The following is a 20,976-nucleotide window of genomic DNA, read 5'->3' as shown; positions in this document are numbered from 1 at the left end:
GTCAAGGATAGGCCGGTCACGGGCCGAAGCACAGGAGAATTGCGCAGGAGGTCTTGCATTGCGGCGAGGTCGTGACAATTTCAGCATCATGACCCAGGAATATGCTCAACCCCGCCCCTACCTGCCCGACCCTGCCACCGCGCCGGAGCTGTTCGACGGCCTGCTGACGCGACGGGTGATGGCTTATTTCATTGACCTTGCCATCATGGGCGGGCTGGTCTTGGCCGCGACCATTGTCGGCGGCATATTGGGCTTTCTGACCTTTGGGCTTGCCTGGGCGGCGCTGGTCTTTGTCGTGCCGGCGGTGATCGTCCTCTATTATGCGGCGACGCTTGGCTCACCGCGGCGCGCCACGATTGGCATGCAGATGATGGATATCGTGCTGACCCCGACACGCGGGCAGCCGCTTGATGGCTGGATGGCGATCCTCCACGCGCTGGTCTTCTGGCTGACGTTCTGGATCTGCTGGCCGATCTCGCTGCTCTTCGCGCTGTTCACCCCGCGCCGGCAGATGATCCACGATTTTGTGGTCGGCACGCTGATGGTGCGGCGATCGCCGATGATCCGGCACTGGCAGAACGCCCGTAGCAGCGCATTTTACTGAAATATTGCAGGCGGGTGACGGGAGGGGTACAATCGCCGGATTGTAGCCATGGGTCGTAGATGACCGACCAGTCGCCAGAAACCACCCAACTCTTTCTTACAGCGGCCATGCCGTGCCCCTATTTGCCGGGCCACATGGAGCGTAAACTGTTCACGCACCTCAGCGGGCGCCGGGCGTCGGCGCTGCATCATGTGCTGAGCGACAATGGTTTCCGCCGCAGCCAGAACCTGATTTATCGCCCGGCCTGCGAGGGCTGCAATGCCTGCCAGTCGGTGCGAATCGTGGCGGGGGAATTTGCGGCTTCCGGGCGGTTCCGGCGCGTGTTGCGCGCCAATGCCGATATTTCCATCACCGTACGGCCGACGACGGCGACGGTGGAGCAATACGAACTGTTCAAGCGCTATCTCGACTCCCGCCATGCGGGCGGCGGCATGACGCAAATGTCGTATCAGGACTATGAATACATGGTCGAGGATACGCCGGTGCAGTCGGTGCTGGTGGAATATCGGCTGCGCGATCATCCCGAACAGACGCTGGTGGCCGTGGCGCTAACCGATGTGATGCCCGATGGGCTGTCCATGGTCTATTCGTTCTACGATCCCGATCTGGCGCATCGCAGCCTCGGGACGTTTCTCATTCTCGACCACATTGCGCAGGTGCGCTCGGCGCGGCTGAACTATGTGTATCTCGGCTACTGGGTGAAGGACTCGCCCAAGATGGCCTACAAGGCACAGTATCGCCCGCTGGAAGTGCAGCGCGGGCATGCCGGATGGTGCCGGGTCGAGGACTGAGGCATAGCGACACCGCGCTAGCGTTTCTAATAGGTCCACATTTCAGAGATTTTTCGTTGGTCGTCACCGCCGGGCTTGTCCCGGTGGTCCATGCGGAGGCGAGATGGATTGCCGGGACAAGCCCGGCAATGACGACGGGGAGGAAGCTGTCCTGAAACAGAGATCCGCGCTTTCGTGGGGATGACGCTGTGGGTGTGGGGGCGCTGATCGACGAGGGCTTAGGCTCTCAAACCACCATATCAAACACGATCAAACCGTCCCGACCGCCTTCCAAGGCGGCGACCAGTTTTGCGCCGGCGGCTTTGTGGTCGGGGTGGATGAGGTAGGCGTCGCGGGCGGCTTCGTCGGCAAAATCCATGGTGAAGCCGTCGACGAAGCCTTTGTGGAGGCCTTCGGGCGACACGTTGGGGCCGGCGCTCATGCCGAGGAAGCCCGGGACGACTTCACGCAGTGATTCAAGTTCGGCGTAGATCGCGACGCGATCTTGCTGCGTTACTTCAGGACGGAAACGGACGAGGACGCAATGGCGGATCATTTTTGTTGAGTCCTCTGAATCGGTTGGGACCGGAAGTTCATTCGGTGAGGCCCCCCTCACCGCGTCACCCCTCGGGTCAAGCCCGAGGGGTGACGAACTGCGAGCGCGTCCGGCCCTCACCCGACGAATTTGTTATTCTTCGGGAAGCCCGTCGGTGGCTGGCGGCCGGCGGTGGCGCGGTCGGCGAGCCAGTCGGTGAGTTCTTCTGTGGGCTTGGAATAGGTGCGGCCCGAACTATCAGTCCAGGTGAGACCGTCGGCGGCGTAGAAGGTCTTGATGTCGGAAATGCCGCCATCCTTGTAGCGCTGCAGGCGCACGCCCTTGCCGCGGGACATGGTGGCGAGCTGCGCAATCGGGAAGACCAGCAGCTTGCGGTTTTCGCCGATAACGGCGACGCGGTCGCCATCGCAAGGGACCATCAGGCGCGCTTCTTCTGGCAGCGAGACGTTGAGGATCTGCTTGCCCTTGCGGGTATTGGCGATCAGGTCGTCTTCGGGGACGATGAAGCCATAGCCGGCCGACGAGGCGACGATGCGCTTGGTGCCGGGGCGATAGACGAAGAGGTCGACAATGTCCTGCCCCTCTTCCATATCGACCATGATGCGAACGGGTTCGCCCTGACCGCGTCCGCCGGGGAGCTTGTCGGCGCCGAGGGTATAGACCTTGCCGCCGGTGGTGAGCATCAGCAGCTTGTCGGTGGTTTCGCAATTGAGCGCCAGTTTCAGGCGGTCACCGGTCTTGAAACCCTTTTCGTCGACCGGGGCATTGTGACCCTTGGGCGCGCGGATCCAGCCCTTTTCCGAGAGGATGACGGTGATCGGCTCGCGCTCGATGAAGGCTTCGGTGATTTCGGCGGCGTCGGCAGTCGGAGCATCGAAATAGACGGTGCGGCGGGCGCCAAGCGGATGCGGAGTTACGCCATCGGCTTCGAAGAGCGGATAGGCCTTTTTCAGCGCTTCGACCTGGCGCGAGATTTCGCCCCACTGCTTCTTGTCGGAAGCCAGAAGCGCTTCGAGCTTGCCCTTTTCGGCCGTCAGGTTCTCGTGCTCCTTGCGCAGTTCGAGCTCTTCGAGCTTGCGCAGCGAACGGAGCCGCATGTTGAGGATGGCTTCGGCCTGATTGTCCGTCAGGTCGAAGGTCGCCATCAGGCTCTTTTTGGCATCGTCCTCCTCGCGGATGATGCGGATCACCTCGTCGAGATTGAGATAGGCGACGATATAGCCTTCGAGCACTTCGAGGCGGTTGGCGATCTGTTCGAGGCGGTGTTCGGAGCGGCGGACGAGAACGATCTTGCGGTGGTCGAGCCAGGCGCGCAGGGCATCGGCAAGGCTCATGACGCGGGGCGTCGTGCCCTTGTCGAGGACGTTCAAGTTCAGCGGGAAGCGCAGTTCAAGCTCGGTGAGCTTGAAGAGCTGTTCCATGAGGATGACGGCATCCACCGTACCGGCGCGCGGCTCGAGGACGAGGCGGATGTCGTCGGCGCTTTCGTCGCGGACGTCTTTCAGCAGCGGCAGCTTCTTGGCGAGGAGCAGCTCGGCGATCTTTTCGACGAGACGCGATTTCTGCACGCCATAGGGAATCTGGGTGACGACGATCTGATAGACACCCCTGCCCTTTTCTTCCTTGCTCCAGACGGCGCGATGGCGGAAGGCGCCGCGGCCGGTTTCGTAGGACTGGACGATGGAGGAGCGGGATTCGACCAGGTGGCCGCCCGTCGGGAAATCGGGGCCGCGGACGAGGTCGTCCATGCTGGGCGGGGCGGAGAGATCGGCGTGGATCAGGTCTTCCGTCGTCGCTTCGGGATTGTAGATCAGTTTTAGCGCGGCGTTGCAGAGCTCGACGATGTTGTGCGGCGGCACGGAAGTGGCCATGCCCACGGCGATGCCGGTGGAGCCATTGGCCAGCAGGTTCGGGAAGTTGGACGGGAGCACGACGGGCTCTTCGTCTTCACCGTCATAGGTGGGGCGGAAGTCGATGGCGTTCTCGGTGATGCCTTCGAGGAGGCGCATCGAGACTTCGGTCATGCGCGATTCCGTGTATCGCATGGCCGCGGCGCTATCGCCGTCGATGTTACCAAAATTGCCCTGGCCATCGACGAGGGGATAGCGGAGGGCGAAATCCTGCGCGAGGCGGACCAGGGCGTCGTAGATCGACTGGTCGCCATGCGGGTGGAACTTACCGATCACGTCGCCGACGATACGGGCGGACTTCTTGTAGCCCTGACCGGGATCAAGCCGCAGCAGGCGCATGGCGTGGATGATGCGGCGATGAACGGGCTTCAGGCCGTCGCGGGCGTCGGGCAGCGCGCGCTGGGTGATGGTCGAGAGGGCATAGCTCAGATACCGCTCTTCAAGCGCCTGCTTGAGATCAACGATGCGCTGATCGTCGGCGGGCGGCAAGGTATCGGCGTCGGACATGCGTGGCTCAATCTGCAAGAGAACGAATCAGGAGCAGAGTATAGTCCAGCCGGCTCGGAAAGGCAGGTTTTGCGGGGTTTTACCCCGGTTTCCGCAGGTTTGGCCGGGGCAAAAATGCCCCGACCGGTGCATGCGGTCAGTTTTGGGCAAATGGGACGAATTCGCGGCCGGCAATATGGGTCAGCACGGAGTCGTTGGCGATTTCGAGCGAACGGAACGACGAAGCGTAGATCGGCGAGCGGGGCAGGATAACGAGCTGATGGTTGCGGCAGAAGTGTACGATGTCGCAGAAACCGGGGATCAGCGCCTCGAAAGCCTCGCGGATCAGCTGAGGGCTCGCCTGCTCGCTTGAGGCGATCTCATAGGTGCTGAAGGCGAAATCTGCGTCGAGTTCGGGGAGAAATTCGGGGCTGAACTCGGCGTCGCCGCTCGCGTCGGTGATGTCAGCGATGACCTTGGGCTTGGCAAAGCCGATATCGTCCAGCACCTGCGAGAGGGCGTAGTAGGTGCGCGAGCCGTTGATATAGCCGTCCTTGGGCCAGGGCTGGATGATGGAGACCGAGATGTCGGCGGCGTTGGGGACGAGACGGCGGGATTCGGCGATCTGCTCCTGATAGAGCGCCAGGCGGCGATCGTATTCGTCGGTGAGATTGGCGGCGTCGGCGACGGCGTGCATGCGGCCGAAATAATCGAGGCCGACGACGTCGATCAGTACCGTCGGGGCAATCTTGTTGAGGTTTTCGAGCAGTTTGTCGTCGTTGCCGGCGCGACCGATGATGAGGTCGGGCTCAAGCAGCGCAATCTTTTCGAGGTCGATCTCGTTGAAGATGCCGACGAATTCGATGTCCGAATTGTCGTAGTCGACGCCGTAGAGCGTGTTGACGGTGCGGATATAGGGCTCGCCGGCGTCGTCGACGCGGCCATGGCTGCCGGCGATCTTGTCGACGCCACCAAACTCGACGAGCGGCAGGGTGATACTGAGATCGTGCAGCGAGACGATGCGCTGCGGATCGGCGGGGATTTCCACGGCGCCGTTGGCGGCCTCGAAGGTGCGCGTTTCAGCAGCGGCAAGCGGCAAGGCCATCAAAACAAGCGCCACCATGGCGCCAGCAAACCTGATCATCGTCAGCTCCGGTATTGGTCGATATAAAGCTGACTAATCAAATCATATTTATACGTCAATGGTCTCTGCTGAGGATATCGATCAACGCTTCGCGGACGGATGGATGGTCGATCTGGCGCGCCGACCAGATGTGGCGATCGAGGAAATGGCCCGTAAGCTTGAAGGCATCGCGGATGTCGTCGGGCGAGGCATTGCCGCGTTCGTGGAGGAAACTGGGGAGCGGCAACAAACGATCGAGATAGGGGGCGGCGGCGGCGCGGGAGACGGCTCGACCGGTTTTGGGAGAGACGTGGGTGAGATCGGTCGTGGCGCCGGTGGCGGCGCAGCTAAAGAGGTCGAGGCCGAAGCCGAGTTCGTCGAGGAGAGCGAGTTCAAAGCGTGCCAGTGCGGGGCCGTCGGGTGGGTTGTCGATGAGCGACAGGGCCTGGCCGAGGAGGCGGTCGTGGGGATCGCGCTCGGGCAGCAGGCGCAGGTGATCGCAGACGAGTTGGGTCAGGTAGAGCTTTGTGCGGTCGGCCATGAGGTCGGCAGCGCGGCTCTGCATGAGTTCGACGGTAAAGGTGCCGAGATGATCTTCGAGGCGGGCGCGCCATGTCAGCTGGATGGTGTTGCCGACCTGCAGGGCGGGCGCGAGTTTTGACGATCGGCCGCCGCGGACGAGGCCCATGCAGCGCCCGCGGCCTGCCACCATGGCCTCGGCGATGAGGCTGGTTTCGCCGTGGCGGCGGACGCCAATAAGCAGGGCTTCACCGGTCCATTCCACGTCAGGCCGTCACGCCCGCAGGATTTGCACCTGCACCAATCCGGCGATCGACCCAGACGACGCCGAGGCCGACAATGAGGAACAGTGCGGTGATGATGAGGACGGTGACGGCGACCTGGGCCGTACCGTTGGTGCCGACATCGATGAAGGGATAGGCGAAGTGCCCTTCGGAGAAGCCGCGGGCCAGGGCATAGACGAGATAGACCAGCGGATAGATGGCCCAGAGCGTTGGATCGGTCCAGCGAAGCGTGAGCTTGGGGGTGAAGAAGAACCAGTAGATCGGGACCAACAGGGGGATCAACTGGTGGAGGAGCATGTTGGAGATGAGCTCGACGCCCGTCAGCTCCTGCAGGCCGCGCAAGAGGACGCCATAGACGACGCCGACAAGCACGATGGCCAGCATGACGCCAGCGAGGAAGCGCGGATGGATGCTGTGGCGACCGCCCAGCGCGAGGACGGTGAAGACCACGGCCACGAGGAAATTGGTGAGGATGGTGAAATAGCCGGAGAGCACCCAGAGCGAGACGAAGAACGAGCCGAACTTGACCACTTGCCCTTCGAGGGTGATGCCAAGGCCGACCCATGCGCCCAGGGCGATCGCAAGGGCGATGAGGCGGCTCAGCCAATCAGTCTGCGTCTGGGTCATTCGCGCTCACTCCGCCTGATCGCCAAGTTGCTGCTCCAGTCTTGCGCGCAAGCTCTGTAACACCTCGGCCGCGATGGCTATTTTTTCCGTTTCGAGCCCTTCCGCAAGCCCATCGACCCAGGGGCGCTGCAATTTATGGATCGCGTCGAACGAGCGGCGGCCTGCCTCGCTGAGGCAAACGAGCTTGGCGCGCTTGTGGTGCGGATTGTCCTTGAGATCGACGAGACCTGCATCGGCCAATTCGTTGACGAGACGCTGGACGCTCTGGCGGGCGAGGCCCATGTCGCGGGCGATGTGGGCGACGGGCTGCGGTGTCGGCGCCATGGCAACCGTGCCCAGCACCTGCCAGCGGGCGCTGGTGAGGCCCAACGGCGCGACGAGGTCATCGCCGGACGCCACGAGCAGGGCATTGGCGCGGAAAATATCGAGGAACAGGGCGCTCAGTGCCATGGATGATTTCATATTGACAGCACAATACCGTTTTGACAGCATACTGTCAATTCAACGGATCGGTTGAATGACTTCAGCATGGAGACCAGAGATGAACGCCCCAACGCAAGCCAAGAATGCTTCCGTTTTTCGTATCGATAGCTTTGCCGTGCCGGCGGAGGCCCGCGAAGCCTTCATGGCGCAGGTACGGGACACCAAGGATTTTCTCGACCAGCAGAAGGGCTGCCTGCAGAACCTGGTGCTGGAACACCATTCCGGCGCGCAGCGCTTCAATGTGGTGACGGTGGTGGAATGGGAAAGCGAGGCGGCCTTTGCCAATGCCAAGACCGCCATGATGGAAAAGCGGGGGATGAGTGGTTTTGATCCCGCCCAGTTCCTCAGCGCCCTTGGCATCGAGGCCAATATGTCGAACTACGCGGCCGTGCCCTGAGGGGCGCGGCTACTTCTTGTTCTGCGGAAATTCGAGGCCCATTTCCTGATAGCGCTCGGGATCATCAGCCCACTTTTCGCGGACTTTGACGAACAGGAAGAGGTGGATCGGCACCTCGTACATTTCCATCAGTTCCTTGCGGGCTTCCGCGCCGATGGACTTGATGGTCTGGCCGCCGGCGCCGAGCACGATCTTCTTGTGGCTGTCGCGGGTGACGTAGACGACCTGGTCGATCTTGTAGGAGCCGTCCTTCTGGATCTTGAAGGATTCCGTTTCGACCGTGGAGTTGTAGGGGATCTCGTCGTGCACACGCAGGAAGAGCTTTTCGCGCGTGATCTCGGCGGCGGTAATGGCCATGGTGAGATCGGTAAGGTGATCTTCCGGGAAGTGCCAGGGGCCGGGCGGGATGTGCTTGACGCACCAGTCGATGAAATCCTGCACGCCGTGACCTTTCAGGGCCGAGAGCATGAAGGTGGCTTCAAACCGCAGGCGCTCGTTGAGCGTTTGCGACAGGGTGAGCAGGCGTTCGTTTTTGACCGTGTCGATCTTGTTGAGGATCAGCACGCGCGGCTGCTTGATGTTTTCGAGACCCTCAAGGAGGATTTCGATATCGGGGGTGATGCCGCGATCGACATCGATGATGAAGGCGACGAGATCGGCATCCCCCGCCCCGCCCCAGGCGCTATCGACCATGGCGCGCTCAAGCCGGCGTTTTGGCGCAAAAATACCGGGGGTGTCGATGAAGACGAGCTGAGCCTGATCCAGCGTCAGGACGCCGCGAACCTGGCTACGCGTCGTCTGCGCCTTGTGGGTGACGATGGAAACCTTGGTGCCGACGAGGGAATTGAGCAGGGTCGACTTGCCGGCGTTCGGGGCACCGACAAGAGCGATGAAGCCGCAGGAGGTGTTGGTGAGATCGGCGGGTTCGGTCATCAGCTTTCCTTCCAAACCTTCTGGCGCTTGAGGAAGTCCTCGGCAGCCTTGTGTTCGGCAATTTTCTTCGAGGGGCCGGTCGCCGAGATGCGGTCAAAGCCCGCGAGATCGATGGCGATGGTGAATTCGGGGGCGTGGTCGGGGCCGGTGCGCTCGACCAGCGCATAGGTCGGCGGCTCAAGGCCGCGGGCCTGGGCCCATTCCTGAAGTGTTGTCTTGGCATCGGCGCGATGGGTCTGGCCGTCGGCGATGAATTCTTCGAAATAACGCTCGATGAAGGTGCGTGCTTCTTCGAGGCCGCCATCGAGATAGATGGCGCCGATGATGGCTTCAGTGACGTCGCCCAGAATGGCTTCCTTTTCTGCGCCGCCGGTGCGGGCTTCGCTGTCGCCCAGGATCAGTTCGGGGCCGACTTCGAGCTGGCGGGCGATGACGGCGCAGGTTTCCTTGCGCACGAGCGTATTGAGCGTGCGGCTCAATTCGCCCTCGTTCGCCTTGGGGAAGCGCTGATAAAGCATGTCGGCAACGACGAGCCCAAGCACGCGGTCACCGAGGAATTCGAGGCGCTGATAAGAGCGTTCGACGCGCTTGCCGGGCGAAACGGCGCTCGAATGGGTCAGCGCACGAGCGAGAAGGTCCGGATCGGCAAAATTGTAGCCGATCCGGACCTGAAGCTTTTCGTGGCTTTTGTCGCGCCGGCTCACAGCGCTTCCGTGGTGAAGAACGGCTTGTCGCTATCGACGCCCTGCATCATGCGGTCCCAACGAACGTTGGCGGGCCACTGCCAGATCTGCCAGGGCGGAATATTGTTCTTGATGGAGAAGAAGCGCGCTTCGGCCTTGGCGATCAGGTTGACGGCGGGCACATAGCCGACCTGGCTCAGGACGCGGCTATCGGCGGAGCGGTCGCGGTTGTCACCCATCATGAAGAAGTGGCCGGCGGGCACGACATATTCAGGCGTGTTGTCGAGCGGCGCGCTGTCGGAAATTTCCTGGATGATGTGCGTCGTGCCTTCCGGGAAGGTCTCGCGATAGACGGTCACTTCGCGGGCATCGCCATTGCTGTCGGTATCGATGGTTTTGCCAAGCTCTTCGCGCTCGACCATGGTGCCGTTGATATAGAGGCGACCTTCGATCATCTGGATGCGGTCGCCCGGCAGGCCGACGACGCGCTTGATGTATTCCATGTTCTGCGGAACCGGACGGAACACGGCGATGTCGCCGCGGTTGGGGTCGCGGCCCATGATCCGGTTGGAAATCGGCAGCTCGAAATCGAGCAGAGCGAAATCGCCATAGCGGCCGAGCGAGAAGGAATGCTTGCCATAGCCCCAGACGAATTTGTTGGCGACGAAGTAGTCGCCAATCATCAGCGTCTGCTGCATGGACGCAGTGGGGATGGAGAAGGGCTGATAAAGGAAGAAGCGCAGCACGATGGCGATCAGCAGCGCTTCGACAATGACCACGAAAGTATCCCACCACTCGTTGGCGGCGGATTTCTTGGCAGGTTTTTGGGCGGATTGGGTCATTGCAATTCCAGGATCAGCGCTGACGAGAGCGTTAGACGCTTGCCCTTGCAGGGTCAACCGGCAGCGCTTCGATGATGACGAAAGCCTGCGCCAGGCCCGCGTCGTCGGTAATTGTGATGTGGATATGGGGCTCGTGGCCCGCCGGGACAAGGCGCATGAGGGCGCGCAGGGCGCCATTGGTGAGTTTCATCGTGGGCTTGCCCGAGGGCAGGTTCACAACGCCCATGTCGCGCCAATAAACGCCGAAACTAAGGCCGGTGCCGAGGGCCTTCGAACACGCTTCCTTGGCTGCGAAGCGCTTGGCGTAGGACGCGGCGCGCTGGGCACGGCGGTCGGATTTCGCGCGTTCGAGTTCGGTGAAGCAGCGGTGGGTGAAGCGCTCGCCATGGCGGTCGAGCGCAGCGCCAATGCGGTGGATCTCGATGAGGTCGGAGCCGAGGCCGATGATCATTTTCTTGCTCCTCGTTCGCGGCTCCGGGCCACTATTTCACGCCCTGAATACCGCGGCTGCCGGGCTTGATGGCCGGGATGGCGGCGAGTTCGGGGGGCAATTGATCGGCCGGGTAAGCCGGGACCTTGAATTCAATCAGCGAGACCAGCGGCACGCCGACATCGGCTTCGCCGGCCGAGCGGTCAATAAGGCAGGCGGCGGCCACGACATTGGCGCCGATACCGCGGAGGGCAGCGACGCATTCGCGGATGGAGAGGCCGGTCGAGACGATGTCTTCGACGACGATCACCTTGTCGTCAGGCGAAATCTCGAAGCCGCGGCGCAGCTCGAACTGGCCTTCGACGCGCTCGGTGTAAAGCGCCGGCAGACCGAGCTGGCGGGCGGTTTCGTAGCCGGGGATGATGCCGCCGATGGCCGGCGAGACGACCTTGGTGACGCCGGGCACTTCGGCCTTGATCTTCTCGGCCAGTGCCTTGCAGAGCTTTTCGGTCTCGGCGGCGTATTGGAACACCTTTGCCTTCTGCAGGAACAGGGGCGAGCGCAGGCCCGATGACAGGATGAAGTGGCCCTCGAGCAGCGCGCCACACTTGCGGAAAATATCCAGCACTTCATCTTTCGTCACGGCGCGCACTCCTATCAATCTTGCCGTCCCATTCGAGGGTCGAGATCATGCTCGCTTCCCTCAGGCCAGCCCGCTGGACGGCGGAAAGGCCGGGACTGCGCTTGAGCGTTGCCAGAACATCGGTCAATTGCGCAAGGTCGCGGACCTCGATTTCAAAAATCATCTGGTGGAAGTCGGGCGAAATCATCCGCATGACCAGATTGTTGATGTTGGCTTCGCACGAAGCAATGGCCGCGGAAATCTGTGCGAGCGAGCCCGGGCGGTTGACCGATTCCATCGAGATGACGGTTGCGTAGAGCTTGTCTTCAGTCGCCGCGACGTCCCAGCGGACATCCACCCAGGCAACATCGCCGTCGTGCTTTTCGATCAGCGCGTCAGAATGGATGGGATAGACGGTGAGCGGCGCATTGGGTTCGAGGATGCCGACGAGCCGATCGCCGGGCACGACCCCCTCCCCCGACATGGTGACGGGGGTGTGAAAATCGAGCTGGGCGAGAGCCGCCTTGGCATTGGGGCCGGCATGCTGGCCACCGGGCACCCGGAACTTGAACTGATCGGTGGCGCGGAGAGCAAACCAGCCATCGGCCGTGTCAGCAACCGGCAGGTCGAGCTTGCGGCGGCGCTTGCGGATGCCCTTCACCTTGGCGAGGGCATTGCCGAGATCTTCGCTGCCGATCTTGCCTTCGCCCACGGCGACCAGGAATTCGCGCTTGCCGACCTGGCCGAGTTCTTCGGCGAGGGTCTTGCTCTCGCTATCGTCGAGCATGACGCCCTCGCGCTCGAGCATCATGTTGAGGACGTGTTCGCCCAGAGCATAGGCCCGCTGCATGGTCGACTGGCGCACGGCGCGGCGAATGGCGGCGCGGGCCTTGCCGGTGGCGGCAATGCCGATCCAGTTGCTTGGCGGGCGATGGTTCTGATCGCGCAGAATTTCGACTTCGTCGCCCGAGCGGAGCTGGGTGACGAGCGGCAGGATCAGGCCATTGATCTTGGCGCCGACGCAGGTGTCACCGATGTCCGTGTGCAGGGCATAGGCAAAGTCGATGGGCGTCGCGCCGCGTGGCAGGGCGATGAGGCGCCCGCGCGGGGTGAAGCAGAAGACCTGGTCCTGGAAGAGTTCGAGCTTGGTGTATTCAAGGAAATCTTCGGCGGATATGCCGGAGGTCAGGTGGCTGATCGACTGGCGCAGCGAGCCATAGGCCTGGGACTCATTCTCGATGCGGCCGAGATTGGCCGAGGAGCCGTCCTTGTAAAGAGCATGAGCCGCGATGCCGAATTCGGCAATGCGGTCCATTTCCTCAGTGCGGATCTGCAGCTCCACGCGCTGGCGGCTGGGGCCGACGATTGTCGTGTGGATCGAGCGGTAGTCGTTGTGCTTGGGGACGGAGATGTAGTCCTTGAAGCGGCCGGGCACGACTTTCCAGGTGGTGTGAATGAAACCGACAGTGCGGTAGCACTCTTCGGTCGAGCCGACGATGACGCGGAAACCGATCATGTCGGAGAGCTGTTCGAGCGCGATCGACTTGCGCTGGATTTTCGAAAAGATCGAATAGGGCGACTTTACTCGCGCTTTTACGCGCGGGGTGATGCCCTCGGCCGAAAGGCGCTCGGTCAGTTCGCGCGTGATGGTGTCGATGGTTTCCTTGTTCTCGGCCTGGAGATGCTCAAGGCGTTCGATGATCGCCTTGTAGTGATCGGGCTGGAGAATGCGGAAGGAGAGGTCTTCGAGCTCGTTGCGCATGTCCTGCATACCCATGCGGCCGGCGAGCGGGGCATAGATATCCATGGTTTCCTGCGCGATGCGCTGCTGCTTGTCGGCGCGCATATATTGCAGGGTGCGCATATTGTGCAGGCGATCGGCGAGCTTCACCAGGAGGACGCGCACGTCCTGGCTGATGGCGAGCAAGAGCTTGCGCAGGTTTTCGGCCTGGGCTTCCTCGCGGCTGACGAGATTGAGGCGCTCGATCTTGGTCAGGCCATCGACGATGGTGGCGATCTCGGCGCCAAAAATCTGGTCGATTTCAGCGCGGGTCGCGTCGGTGTCTTCCACGGTGTCGTGGAGAAGGCCAACGGCGATGGAGGCGTCGTCGAGTTTCAGCTCAGTGAGAATGGCTGCGACTTCGAGCGGATGGTTGAAATAGGGGTCGCCGGAGGCGCGCTTTTGCGAGCCATGCTTCTGCATGGCGTAGACATAGGCCTTATTCAACAACTGCTCGTCGGCGTTCGGGTTATAGGCCTGAACACGTTCGACGAGCTCATACTGACGCATCATGGAAGTCGCCGCTCTCGGAAGATTCCATACTTAGCGCGTTGAATGAAAATAGGAAGAGACGGAAGGACAGTTTCGAAGTGCAGTAAACGAAACACCCCCGGACAAGCCGAGGGTGCTTTGTAGATTTTCGCTGCGAGCGAGGAGACGACTTAGTCGTCCCGACGTTCCGGCGGAGCGAGGCTCTCGATGCCGCGCAGCAGTTCTTCTTCGCTGATCGTATCGAAGTTGATCGAGTCGTCGTCGCCGGCGCTTTCGATGAGCGGAGCAGCATGGCTCTCGGGCTCGTCGACCTCGACATACTTCTGCAGCGAGTGGATCAGGTCTTCATGCAGGTCATCGGGCGAAATGGTGCCATCGCCGATTTCACGCAGGGCAACGACGGGGTTCTTGTCGTTGTCGCGCGATACGGTGATCTGGGCGCCTGAGGAAATCATGCGCGCACGATGAGCGGCCATGAGCACGAGGTCGAAGCGATTGTCGACCTTTTCGATGCAGTCTTCAACGGTGACGCGTGCCACGAACGTCTCCAAAATTGTGGGGAGAAAGTCTCCGCATACACCACGTTAACCGGGATGGCAAGCTTGACCCCAAAAGCGACTCCTCTTGCACTGCCGATCCCGAGAAAATATACGGATAGAGAACTTAAGATAAGCGTCAGGGCGAGATTGCCTCGCCGCGCCCCGGGGCAGATGGGCGCAGTGTGATTGCAACCAACTCATTTCATTAAGGAAATTTGAAAAGCATGGCCGTAGATCCACGGGAGAAGATTGCGCTCTTCATCGATGGCGCCAATCTTTATGCCACGTCGAAGGCGATTGGCGTCGACATCGACTATCGCAAGCTGCTCAGCGAATTCAGCAGCAAGGCCTATCTTTTGCGGGCCAATTATTACACCGCGCTGATCGAGGATCAGGAATATTCCTCGATCCGGCCCCTGATCGACTGGCTCGATTATAATGGCTATACGGTCGTCACCAAGCCGGCCAAGGAATTCACCGACGCTCTCGGGCGCCGGAAGGTGAAGGGCAATATGGACATCGAGCTTTGCGTCGATGCGCTGGAGCTCTCCCCCTATTTCGACCACCTCATTCTCTTTTCCGGCGACGGCGATTTTACCGCACTGGTCGCGGCGCTGCAGCGCAAGGGCAAGCGCGTGACGGTGGTTTCGACGCTGACCACCTCGACGCCGATGATCTCGGACGATCTCCGACGCCAAGCGGACTTTTTCCTCGATGTGGCGGAACTGGCAAAGACCGTCGGCCGTCCGCAGGTGCAGAGGCCGGTCGAGGCCTAAAGCTCCGTATGCGCCTTAGTCAAAGCATCGCCGAGCGTGGTCGCGTCATCTCCGAATTTCTCGGCCCGCTCAACCATACGTTTCAGTGCATCTAGCTCTTTGTGTTCCGGAAGGGCGCGTCGTTCTATGCGCTGTATTTCCTCACGCATCTGCCCGATTGTCACGTCGCGGATGTTCCGGTTTTTCTTAACAACCTTGCCGGAAGCATCTCTGGCCTCAATCAGACGTTGGCCCTTCACTGAAAACTCTGCGAACAGATCGAAACCATCGTTCAGGACCACTGTGGCACGTCGGCGGCGACTACGCTCGACGATGGTCGCCAGTGATTTGTCGATCAGATAGTCAGTCACTTTCGCGAGCTCTTTTGAGTATTTTTCGCGAACGTGCTGTATTACTTCGTAGGTAGATTTGCCGTCCGAGCAGTTGGCGACAATTCCACGCAGCTTAACTACATCCAACTCACTCATCGAATCAGTCTCCATGCAGCATCAAGCTGCAATACTGATTCCGAGACACGGACATATCAAGAACAAACAGACGGAGCCGTGGGTTATCCCCGCCCACCCTCTTTCATGATGCGCGCCTTGTCGCGGTTCCAGTCGCGGTCGCGGCTGGTGGCGCGCTTGTCAAAATTCTTCTTGCCCTTGCCGATACCGATGAGCAGCTTGGCGCGGCCCTGATCGTTGAAATAAAGCTTTAGGGGCACGATCGTGTGGCCGGCGCGGGCAACTTCCTGATCGAGGCGGGCCAATTGCTTCTTGCTCACGAGGAGTTTGCGCGGGCGCTTTTCCTGGTGGTTGAAGCGATTGCCTTGCAGGTATTCCTGGACGTGGGAATTGATCAGCCAGAGTTCGCCCTTTTCAGGTGAGGCATAGGACTCGGCGATCTGCGCCTTGCCCATGCGCAGCGACTTAACCTCGGTGCCAGTCAGCTCGATGCCGGCCTCGAGGGTATCGCCGATTTCATAATCAAAGCGCGCACGACGGTTTTCAGCCACGAGGCCGTGGCTGATCCATCCGTTCTTGTTCTTGTCGTTTTTGGGTGTAGCCATAAAGCTTAGATAAGCCCTGCATGGCTCATTGCAAAGTCCATGGCGTCCTGGGTCGGCTTGCTGATCGGGGTCAGCGGCAGGCGCATTTCATTGGCGCAGAGATTCAAGCGGTTCGCCACATACTTGGCCGGAGCCGGATTGGGCTCCATGAACAGGTCCTTGTGGAGGAAAGCCAGCTTGTCGTTGATGTCGCGGGCGCCGGCGAAATCACCGGCCAGCGAGAGTTCCTGCATCTGCGAGCAAAGACGCGGAGCGACGTTGGCCGTCACCGAAATGCAGCCGTGGCCGCCATGGGCGTTGAAGCCCAATGCGGTGCTATCGTCGCCCGAGAGCAGGATAAAATCCTTGCCGAGCTTGACGCGCTGCATGGTGGCGCGTTCGAGATTGCCGGTCGCGTCCTTGACGCCGATGATGTTGGAATGCGCGTCGCGCAGCCGCGCGATGGTGTCGACGGTGAGATCGACAATAGTGCGGCCGGGCACGGAGTAGAGAATGACCGGGATACCCACAGCCTTGGCGACAGCCGAAAAATGCTGGAAGAGGCCTTCCTGGTTCGGCTTGTTGTAGTAGGGCACAACGGAAAGCACGGCATCCGCACCAGTTTCTTCGGCGAACTTGGCGAGCGAAACGGCTTCGGCGGTCGAATTGGAGCCCGCGCCGGCAATGATCGGCACGCGCTTGTTGGTCACTTCGACACAGATTTCGACGACGCGGCGGTGTTCTTCGTGGCTCACGGTCGGGCTTTCGCCCGTGGTGCCGACGGGAACGAGGCCATGCGAGCCTTGCTCGATCTGCCACTCGACAAAGCTTGCGAAGGCTTTCTCATCCACTGCCCCATCGCGCATGGGAGTGATGAGTGCCGTGATCGAACCTCGCAACATTTTGTCGGTATTCCTCAATTGGCCCGGAAAACCGGGCTGCGCATGATCGGGATTGTGGCCGAAGGGGCCTTCGGAGACGCGCACCATACTTTCAAGTTCAATCTGTCACAAGACGAATGGCGCGCTTGAGCCGCTCTGCGCAAAAAGCTGCGGCGCAAAAACATCAGGGGCTTGATCGTCATGCCTTCGGGCGGGCACAACAGAGCCGAGCCCGAGGGCCCGGGGATAAATCCATGTTGCGCAAACGCCGCGTCGTTCCGCCCGATCACAAGCCTTTTGCTGCTTTTCCGGTGCAATTCATCGAAACGCGCGACGCCACAGTGCGGGCGGCAGTGCATGTCACCGCGCCCCTGAGCCGGGGGAAAATACCGCTCGTATGCCTTGCGGGCCTGCAGCGGAACATGAGCGATTTTGCTGATTTCATCAGCTATTTCCGGCGTTTGGGGACGGGCAATTGGCCCGTGGTACTGATTGACCTGCCGGGTCGGGGCCGCGCCGATGACCGGACGAAGGCCGAAGACTACACCTCGCTTAGCGATGCGCGCGATGTCGCCGATATTCTGGCAGCCTTGGGCATAGGGCGAGCGATCGTTCTGGGTCAGGGCCATGGTGGGCAGGTTGCCATGGCGCTGGCCGCTGCGCATCCATTGCTGGTGGCGGGCACGATCCTGCTCGACGCCGGGCCGATGGTCGATTCGCGCGGTATTGTGCGATTACGTAACAATCATAGGCATATCGACGGGCTGAGGGGCGCCAAGCGCGTCGCGGCGGGATTCCGCCGCATGCTGGCGGGCGACTATCCTGAACTCTCGGAGGAGGCGCTCGACGCCCTGGCGCAGCGTAGCCACACCATCGACAAGCGTGGACGAGCGCTGCCGCTATTCGATGAGCGCTTGCTGGCGCCTTTGGAGGCCATCAGTTTCAACGATGTACTGACGCCGCAATGGCCACTCTTCGATGCGTTGAACGGCGTTCCGCTGATGATCCTGCGCACGCAACTGACGGACCAATTGCGGCGCGAGACCTATGAGGAAATGGTCCGGCGGCGGCCGGATGCGTTGGCGCTGACCATTGCAGGACAGGGCTCCCCTGCCCTTTTCGACCAGCACGATGAAATCGAAGCCGTTGCCGGCTTCGTTTTCAAGGTGGGTGGGCAAGTTCGGAGCAAGGCAGCCTGAACCTCAGGCGCCTTGGCGCACCGAAACGACGATGCGACGGTTTTGTGCCTTGCCGGCGGCCGTTGCGTTGTCGGCAACTGGCTGGGATTCGCCATAACCGATGGCGTAGAGGCGTTCTGGGCCGACACCCAGACCGATCAGTGCCGTGATCACAGCTTCGGCCCGCGCGACGGACAGCGCCAAGTTCGCGGCGGCTTCACCGTCAGAATCGGTGTGGCCGGCAACATCGATTGCGGCGCCCGGGCAGTGGTTGATCGCGTCCGCCATGGACGCGAGGATCGCCTCCGTCCCCTCGGCAAGAACGGCAGCGCCTGAGCGGAAGAGAATGCCGTTTTGAGCGGAGAGCGCTGCGAGCGTGGTTCGGCACTGCTCCAGGGTTTCGGGCGAGCCAGACGGTGCAGGAGCGACTTGAGCTTGCGGCGCAGCTTCGAACACGGGGGGCTCGACGGGCTCAGCTGCAGGTTGAGCCACTTCCTCGGCCGACGCTGGCTCGGCCACAACGGGTTCTGGCGCGGTCGATGCAACCTGCGTCTGCTCCGGGGCGGCCGGAGCGCTTGGCGCGGGCGCGGCAAGGGCAAGCCCCCAGCCCGCTTCGCTCAGGTGATCACGAGCGAAGGTCGCACGGATGGACTCGGCATCGGCAGCAGTTAGCGGCGTGCCTGAAAAGAGCCAAGCACCGTCAGCGAGCTTGATTTCTCCCTCTTTCAGCAGAGCGAAGAGCGGCAGGATCTTGTCGATGCTGGCTTCAAAATTCAGAGGTTCGCCCGAACCGAAGCGCAGGGTGGAACTGGCGCGCGCGCCCACTGCCAGAAGAAGGCGCTGCTCGAGCTCGGGCTTGGGGACAAAACCGGAGAGCAGCACATTGCCATTTGGTTGGCGGCGAAGCGAAAAGGCATACGATTCGACATGCGGCGCGGAAATTTCGGCCATGGCGAGGATGAGCCCCGGCGGAACCTGATCTGCCAGCGTCTGATGCAGGGCGATGAAATCTGCCTGGGTTGCCGCGACGCCGCTCACCGACAGGACGGAACCGCGCAGGGCAAAACGGCCTTCCGACAAACGGCCGAGCACATCAAGGCCGAAGGCTGTCGCGGTATCATAGCCCGAGGGCGCCCCAGAGCCGAGCTTGAGCCAGGAAATGTCGGCACCGGCATGGAGGCCAAGGGCATCACGCACAGCGACACTGGGCGCATAACCGTCGAAGACCAGCGTGCCGCCCGGCTGGCGCGAAATGCTGACCCAATAGTCGGCAACTTGCGGCGGCGGCACAGCAACGACGGAGGATTGCGCAAGGGATGAAGGGCCAGAGGCCAAAGCCAGGCCAAGCGCGATCATGCCTGATGTCACGAGGTGACGAAGGTGCCTCTTCATATCGATTCCATTAAGTGCCGCATTGCCGGGACGTTAGATGATTTGCCGCGAGGGCAAAAGCGGCGCGGCGGAGAAAGCAAGAGTTGCTCCCAAAAGCAGAAAGGCCCGGCGTGAGCCGGGCCTTTCCGTTCGGAAACCGAAGCTTCGAATTATTCGAAGGACTTGGCAGCCTTGAAGGTGACCTTGTAGGCGGATTCGGAGTTGATTTCGCCCTTGACGGACGAGGTGAAACCACCACCCGGAGCCCAAGCCAGTTCGGCAGCGCCGTAGACGATGGAGTCGTTGGCGAAGTTCACGTTTTCAGCGATGGCGTTACCGAAGTAACCGCCGAGTTCACCGGTGACCTTGATGGTTTCGGTGACGGCAGCAACGATCTGAGCAGCAACCTGAACGGTCGAAGCGTCGTCAACCGGACCACCAACGTCGTCGAAGAAGTAGCGAGCGCCGAGGTTGATCGACACGCCTTCGGTGACGGTCACGCCAACCGAACCGCCGAAGCCGTAGTCGGTGTAGTTGACCGGAACGTCGGTCACGTTGGCAACTTCACCCGAGAGGGCGATCTTGAACAGGTCGAAGGAACCTTCGGCGCTGACGAGAGCGTTCAGAACGTCAGCAGTGCCGAACTTGTGGTTGTTCAAGTAGGAAACCGCACCGCGAACCTTGAAGGCATCGAAGGTGCCGGTGGCGCCGGAGTGGATAGCCCACGATTCGACGTTACCGTCGAGGATACCGAAAGCAGCACCAGTGACGTGGGCAGTGATGCCTTCACCGGCGTAGGAGAGAACACCAACAAGGGTGCCCTGCTGGTGAGCTGGGACAGCAGTAGCGGTCGAGCCAGCTGCAGTGCTGCCAAGGCTGAAGTTGCCATCAAGGTTTTCGAGACCAACGCCGACGTTTACGCCGTTGCCAAGGTCAGAAACAACCTGGATCACAGTGTTGCCGAGGTAGTCGCTGTCACCGTCGATGCCAACACCCTTGCCATCGATGGCGTCGGAGTTGAAGAGACCGAGGAAGTTGAACGGTTCGTCATCGCCAAGGTTGGCGATCGAACCCTTCTTACCAGCCATGATCACGGTGGTGTCACCAATGGAGACATAGGCTTCATCGATTTCGAAACCAACGGTGGTATCACCGTTAACAACCGAACCCGGGAAAACAGCGACAGAGCCATTGGCCAGCACAGCGTTACGGTCGGTCTGCGCACCTTCGTTCCAAGTCTGGAGACGCTCAACAGACTTCAGCTTGATGACAGCCTTGGCAGGACCGAAGTCGGAATCAGCGGTACCAACAGCCTTGAGCCAGGCTTCAACCTTCGATTCCCAGTCCTGGTCGTAAACGCGACCGGTGGCATCGGTGTAGGAACCACCCTTGGTGATGTTGCGAGCGCCATCGAAGGTGCCAGCAACTGCGATTTCGCGGTTGAAGTCGCCCCACTGGAATTCATAGGTCACGCCGCCCGAGAGCTGCAGGCAGTTGGTGTCGGACGAGATGGTCAGGCCGGAGAGACCGAGCGCATCGCAAACGTCCAGCGAGGTGAGAACGCCAAGATCGGCAGCAAAGCCGGCGGTCGAGAGACCAGCAGCGGCAACAGAACCGAGGATAAGGCTCTTGAGTTTCATTAGTTGACCTCCAAAGTCAG

At 61.1% G+C, this 20,976-nt stretch carries 23 protein-coding genes; 5 read left to right on the top strand and 18 right to left on the bottom strand.

The features are described 5' to 3' along the window. Window positions 1–58 precede the first annotated feature (58 nt). Window positions 59–604 carry an RDD family protein gene (locus tag ACSQ2A_RS04500; protein ID WP_436071250.1) on the top strand — a complete coding sequence of 182 codons (546 nt, stop codon included), beginning with the start codon at window positions 59–61 and terminating at the stop codon, window positions 602–604. A gap of 59 nt (window positions 605–663) precedes the next feature. Continuing rightward, a complete protein-coding gene (locus ACSQ2A_RS04495) occupies window positions 664–1,395 on the top strand; it encodes an arginyltransferase (RefSeq protein WP_436071249.1) in 732 nt (243 codons plus the stop codon). Between the two features lie 226 nt (window positions 1,396–1,621). On the opposite strand, the gene ACSQ2A_RS04490 is transcribed toward ACSQ2A_RS04495, so the two are convergent. The 6 genes from ACSQ2A_RS04490 to ACSQ2A_RS04465 form a co-directional block, all read right to left on the bottom strand. Next, on the bottom strand, window positions 1,622–1,930 hold the full coding sequence (locus ACSQ2A_RS04490) for a Dabb family protein (RefSeq protein ID WP_436071248.1): 309 nt from the start codon (window positions 1,928–1,930) through the stop codon (window positions 1,622–1,624). Window positions 1,931–2,046: 116 nt separating this feature from the next. Further along, entirely contained in the window at window positions 2,047–4,347 is a 2,301-nt protein-coding gene (gene parC, locus ACSQ2A_RS04485) for a DNA topoisomerase IV subunit A (RefSeq protein ID WP_295410210.1), read from the bottom strand. A 136-nt stretch (window positions 4,348–4,483) separates the two neighbouring features. Further along, a complete protein-coding gene (locus tag ACSQ2A_RS04480; RefSeq protein ID WP_436071247.1) occupies window positions 4,484–5,470 on the bottom strand; it encodes an ABC transporter substrate-binding protein in 987 nt (328 codons plus the stop codon). Between the two features lie 55 nt (window positions 5,471–5,525). Then, window positions 5,526–6,233: a DNA repair protein RecO gene (gene recO, locus ACSQ2A_RS04475; RefSeq protein WP_436071246.1), complete on the bottom strand. Its 708-nt coding sequence runs from the start codon at window positions 6,231–6,233 to the stop codon at window positions 5,526–5,528. 1 nt (window position 6,234) lies between these two features. Then, the gene (locus tag ACSQ2A_RS04470) at window positions 6,235–6,879 is read right to left on the bottom strand and encodes a Pr6Pr family membrane protein (protein WP_436071245.1); all 645 of its coding nucleotides are present in this window, start codon (window positions 6,877–6,879) and stop codon (window positions 6,235–6,237) included. Window positions 6,880–6,885: 6 nt separating this feature from the next. Continuing rightward, a complete protein-coding gene (locus ACSQ2A_RS04465; RefSeq protein ID WP_436071244.1) occupies window positions 6,886–7,329 on the bottom strand; it encodes a MarR family winged helix-turn-helix transcriptional regulator in 444 nt (147 codons plus the stop codon). A gap of 91 nt (window positions 7,330–7,420) precedes the next feature. Here ACSQ2A_RS04465 and ACSQ2A_RS04460 point away from each other — a divergent pair, with 91 nt between their 5' ends. Further along, the gene (locus tag ACSQ2A_RS04460) at window positions 7,421–7,759 is read left to right on the top strand and encodes an antibiotic biosynthesis monooxygenase family protein (protein WP_436071243.1); all 339 of its coding nucleotides are present in this window, start codon (window positions 7,421–7,423) and stop codon (window positions 7,757–7,759) included. Window positions 7,760–7,768: 9 nt separating this feature from the next. Here the strand turns inward: ACSQ2A_RS04460 and era are convergent, their stop codons facing one another. The 7 genes from era to rpoZ form a co-directional block, all read right to left on the bottom strand. Next, a complete protein-coding gene (era, locus tag ACSQ2A_RS04455) occupies window positions 7,769–8,692 on the bottom strand; it encodes a GTPase Era (protein ID WP_295410224.1) in 924 nt (307 codons plus the stop codon). Beyond that, the gene (gene rnc / locus ACSQ2A_RS04450) at window positions 8,692–9,396 is read right to left on the bottom strand and encodes a ribonuclease III (protein ID WP_436071242.1); all 705 of its coding nucleotides are present in this window, start codon (window positions 9,394–9,396) and stop codon (window positions 8,692–8,694) included. Before rnc ends, era begins: the two co-directional genes overlap by 1 nt. Continuing rightward, the gene (lepB, locus tag ACSQ2A_RS04445; RefSeq protein WP_436071241.1) at window positions 9,393–10,217 is read right to left on the bottom strand and encodes a signal peptidase I; all 825 of its coding nucleotides are present in this window, start codon (window positions 10,215–10,217) and stop codon (window positions 9,393–9,395) included. The genes rnc and lepB overlap by 4 nt, the downstream gene beginning before the upstream one ends. Window positions 10,218–10,248: 31 nt before the next feature. Continuing rightward, window positions 10,249–10,668 (bottom strand): holo-ACP synthase, encoded by a 420-nt coding sequence (gene acpS, locus ACSQ2A_RS04440; RefSeq protein ID WP_436071240.1) that lies wholly within the window; start codon window positions 10,666–10,668, stop codon window positions 10,249–10,251. A gap of 31 nt (window positions 10,669–10,699) precedes the next feature. Further along, on the bottom strand, window positions 10,700–11,290 hold the full coding sequence (pyrE, locus tag ACSQ2A_RS04435) for an orotate phosphoribosyltransferase (RefSeq protein WP_436071239.1): 591 nt from the start codon (window positions 11,288–11,290) through the stop codon (window positions 10,700–10,702). After that, entirely contained in the window at window positions 11,277–13,562 is a 2,286-nt protein-coding gene (locus ACSQ2A_RS04430) for a RelA/SpoT family protein (protein WP_295410234.1), read from the bottom strand. The genes pyrE and ACSQ2A_RS04430 overlap by 14 nt, the downstream gene beginning before the upstream one ends. A gap of 149 nt (window positions 13,563–13,711) precedes the next feature. Beyond that, window positions 13,712–14,080 carry a DNA-directed RNA polymerase subunit omega gene (rpoZ, locus tag ACSQ2A_RS04425; RefSeq protein WP_056309918.1) on the bottom strand — a complete coding sequence of 123 codons (369 nt, stop codon included), beginning with the start codon at window positions 14,078–14,080 and terminating at the stop codon, window positions 13,712–13,714. A gap of 224 nt (window positions 14,081–14,304) precedes the next feature. Between rpoZ and ACSQ2A_RS04420 the strand changes: the two genes are divergently transcribed. Further along, the gene (locus ACSQ2A_RS04420; protein WP_291420536.1) at window positions 14,305–14,856 is read left to right on the top strand and encodes a LabA-like NYN domain-containing protein; all 552 of its coding nucleotides are present in this window, start codon (window positions 14,305–14,307) and stop codon (window positions 14,854–14,856) included. On the opposite strand, the gene ACSQ2A_RS04415 is transcribed toward ACSQ2A_RS04420, so the two are convergent. The 3 genes from ACSQ2A_RS04415 to dapA all read right to left on the bottom strand — a co-directional run bounded on the left by ACSQ2A_RS04415 (window position 14,853) and on the right by dapA (window position 16,788). Then, window positions 14,853–15,323 (bottom strand): hypothetical protein, encoded by a 471-nt coding sequence (locus ACSQ2A_RS04415; RefSeq protein ID WP_436071238.1) that lies wholly within the window; start codon window positions 15,321–15,323, stop codon window positions 14,853–14,855. The two genes, ACSQ2A_RS04420 and ACSQ2A_RS04415, sit on opposite strands and share 4 nt — an antisense overlap. 83 nt (window positions 15,324–15,406) lie before the next feature. Then, on the bottom strand, window positions 15,407–15,907 hold the full coding sequence (gene smpB, locus ACSQ2A_RS04410) for an SsrA-binding protein SmpB (RefSeq protein WP_295410238.1): 501 nt from the start codon (window positions 15,905–15,907) through the stop codon (window positions 15,407–15,409). A gap of 5 nt (window positions 15,908–15,912) precedes the next feature. Beyond that, window positions 15,913–16,788, bottom strand: a complete 876-nt coding sequence (dapA, locus tag ACSQ2A_RS04405) for a 4-hydroxy-tetrahydrodipicolinate synthase (protein WP_295410594.1) — start codon at window positions 16,786–16,788, stop codon at window positions 15,913–15,915. Window positions 16,789–17,021: 233 nt separating this feature from the next. Here dapA and ACSQ2A_RS04400 point away from each other — a divergent pair, with 233 nt between their 5' ends. After that, on the top strand, window positions 17,022–17,966 hold the full coding sequence (locus ACSQ2A_RS04400; RefSeq protein WP_436071237.1) for an alpha/beta fold hydrolase: 945 nt from the start codon (window positions 17,022–17,024) through the stop codon (window positions 17,964–17,966). A 3-nt stretch (window positions 17,967–17,969) separates the two neighbouring features. Here ACSQ2A_RS04400 and ACSQ2A_RS04395 read toward each other — a convergent pair whose 3' ends face one another. Continuing rightward, complete coding sequence (locus ACSQ2A_RS04395) at window positions 17,970–19,337, bottom strand: OmpA family protein (protein WP_436071236.1); 1,368 nt, start codon at window positions 19,335–19,337, stop codon at window positions 17,970–17,972. A 149-nt stretch (window positions 19,338–19,486) separates the two neighbouring features. Then, window positions 19,487–20,956 (bottom strand): hypothetical protein, encoded by a 1,470-nt coding sequence (locus ACSQ2A_RS04390; protein ID WP_436071235.1) that lies wholly within the window; start codon window positions 20,954–20,956, stop codon window positions 19,487–19,489. Window positions 20,957–20,976: the final 20 nt, after the last annotated feature.

The sequence above is a fragment of the Devosia sp. LjRoot3 genome, assembly GCF_964252865.1.
In the GTDB taxonomy this organism is placed as follows: Bacteria; Pseudomonadota; Alphaproteobacteria; order Rhizobiales; family Devosiaceae; genus Devosia.
This window is presented reverse-complemented; position numbering and strand designations above follow the sequence as displayed.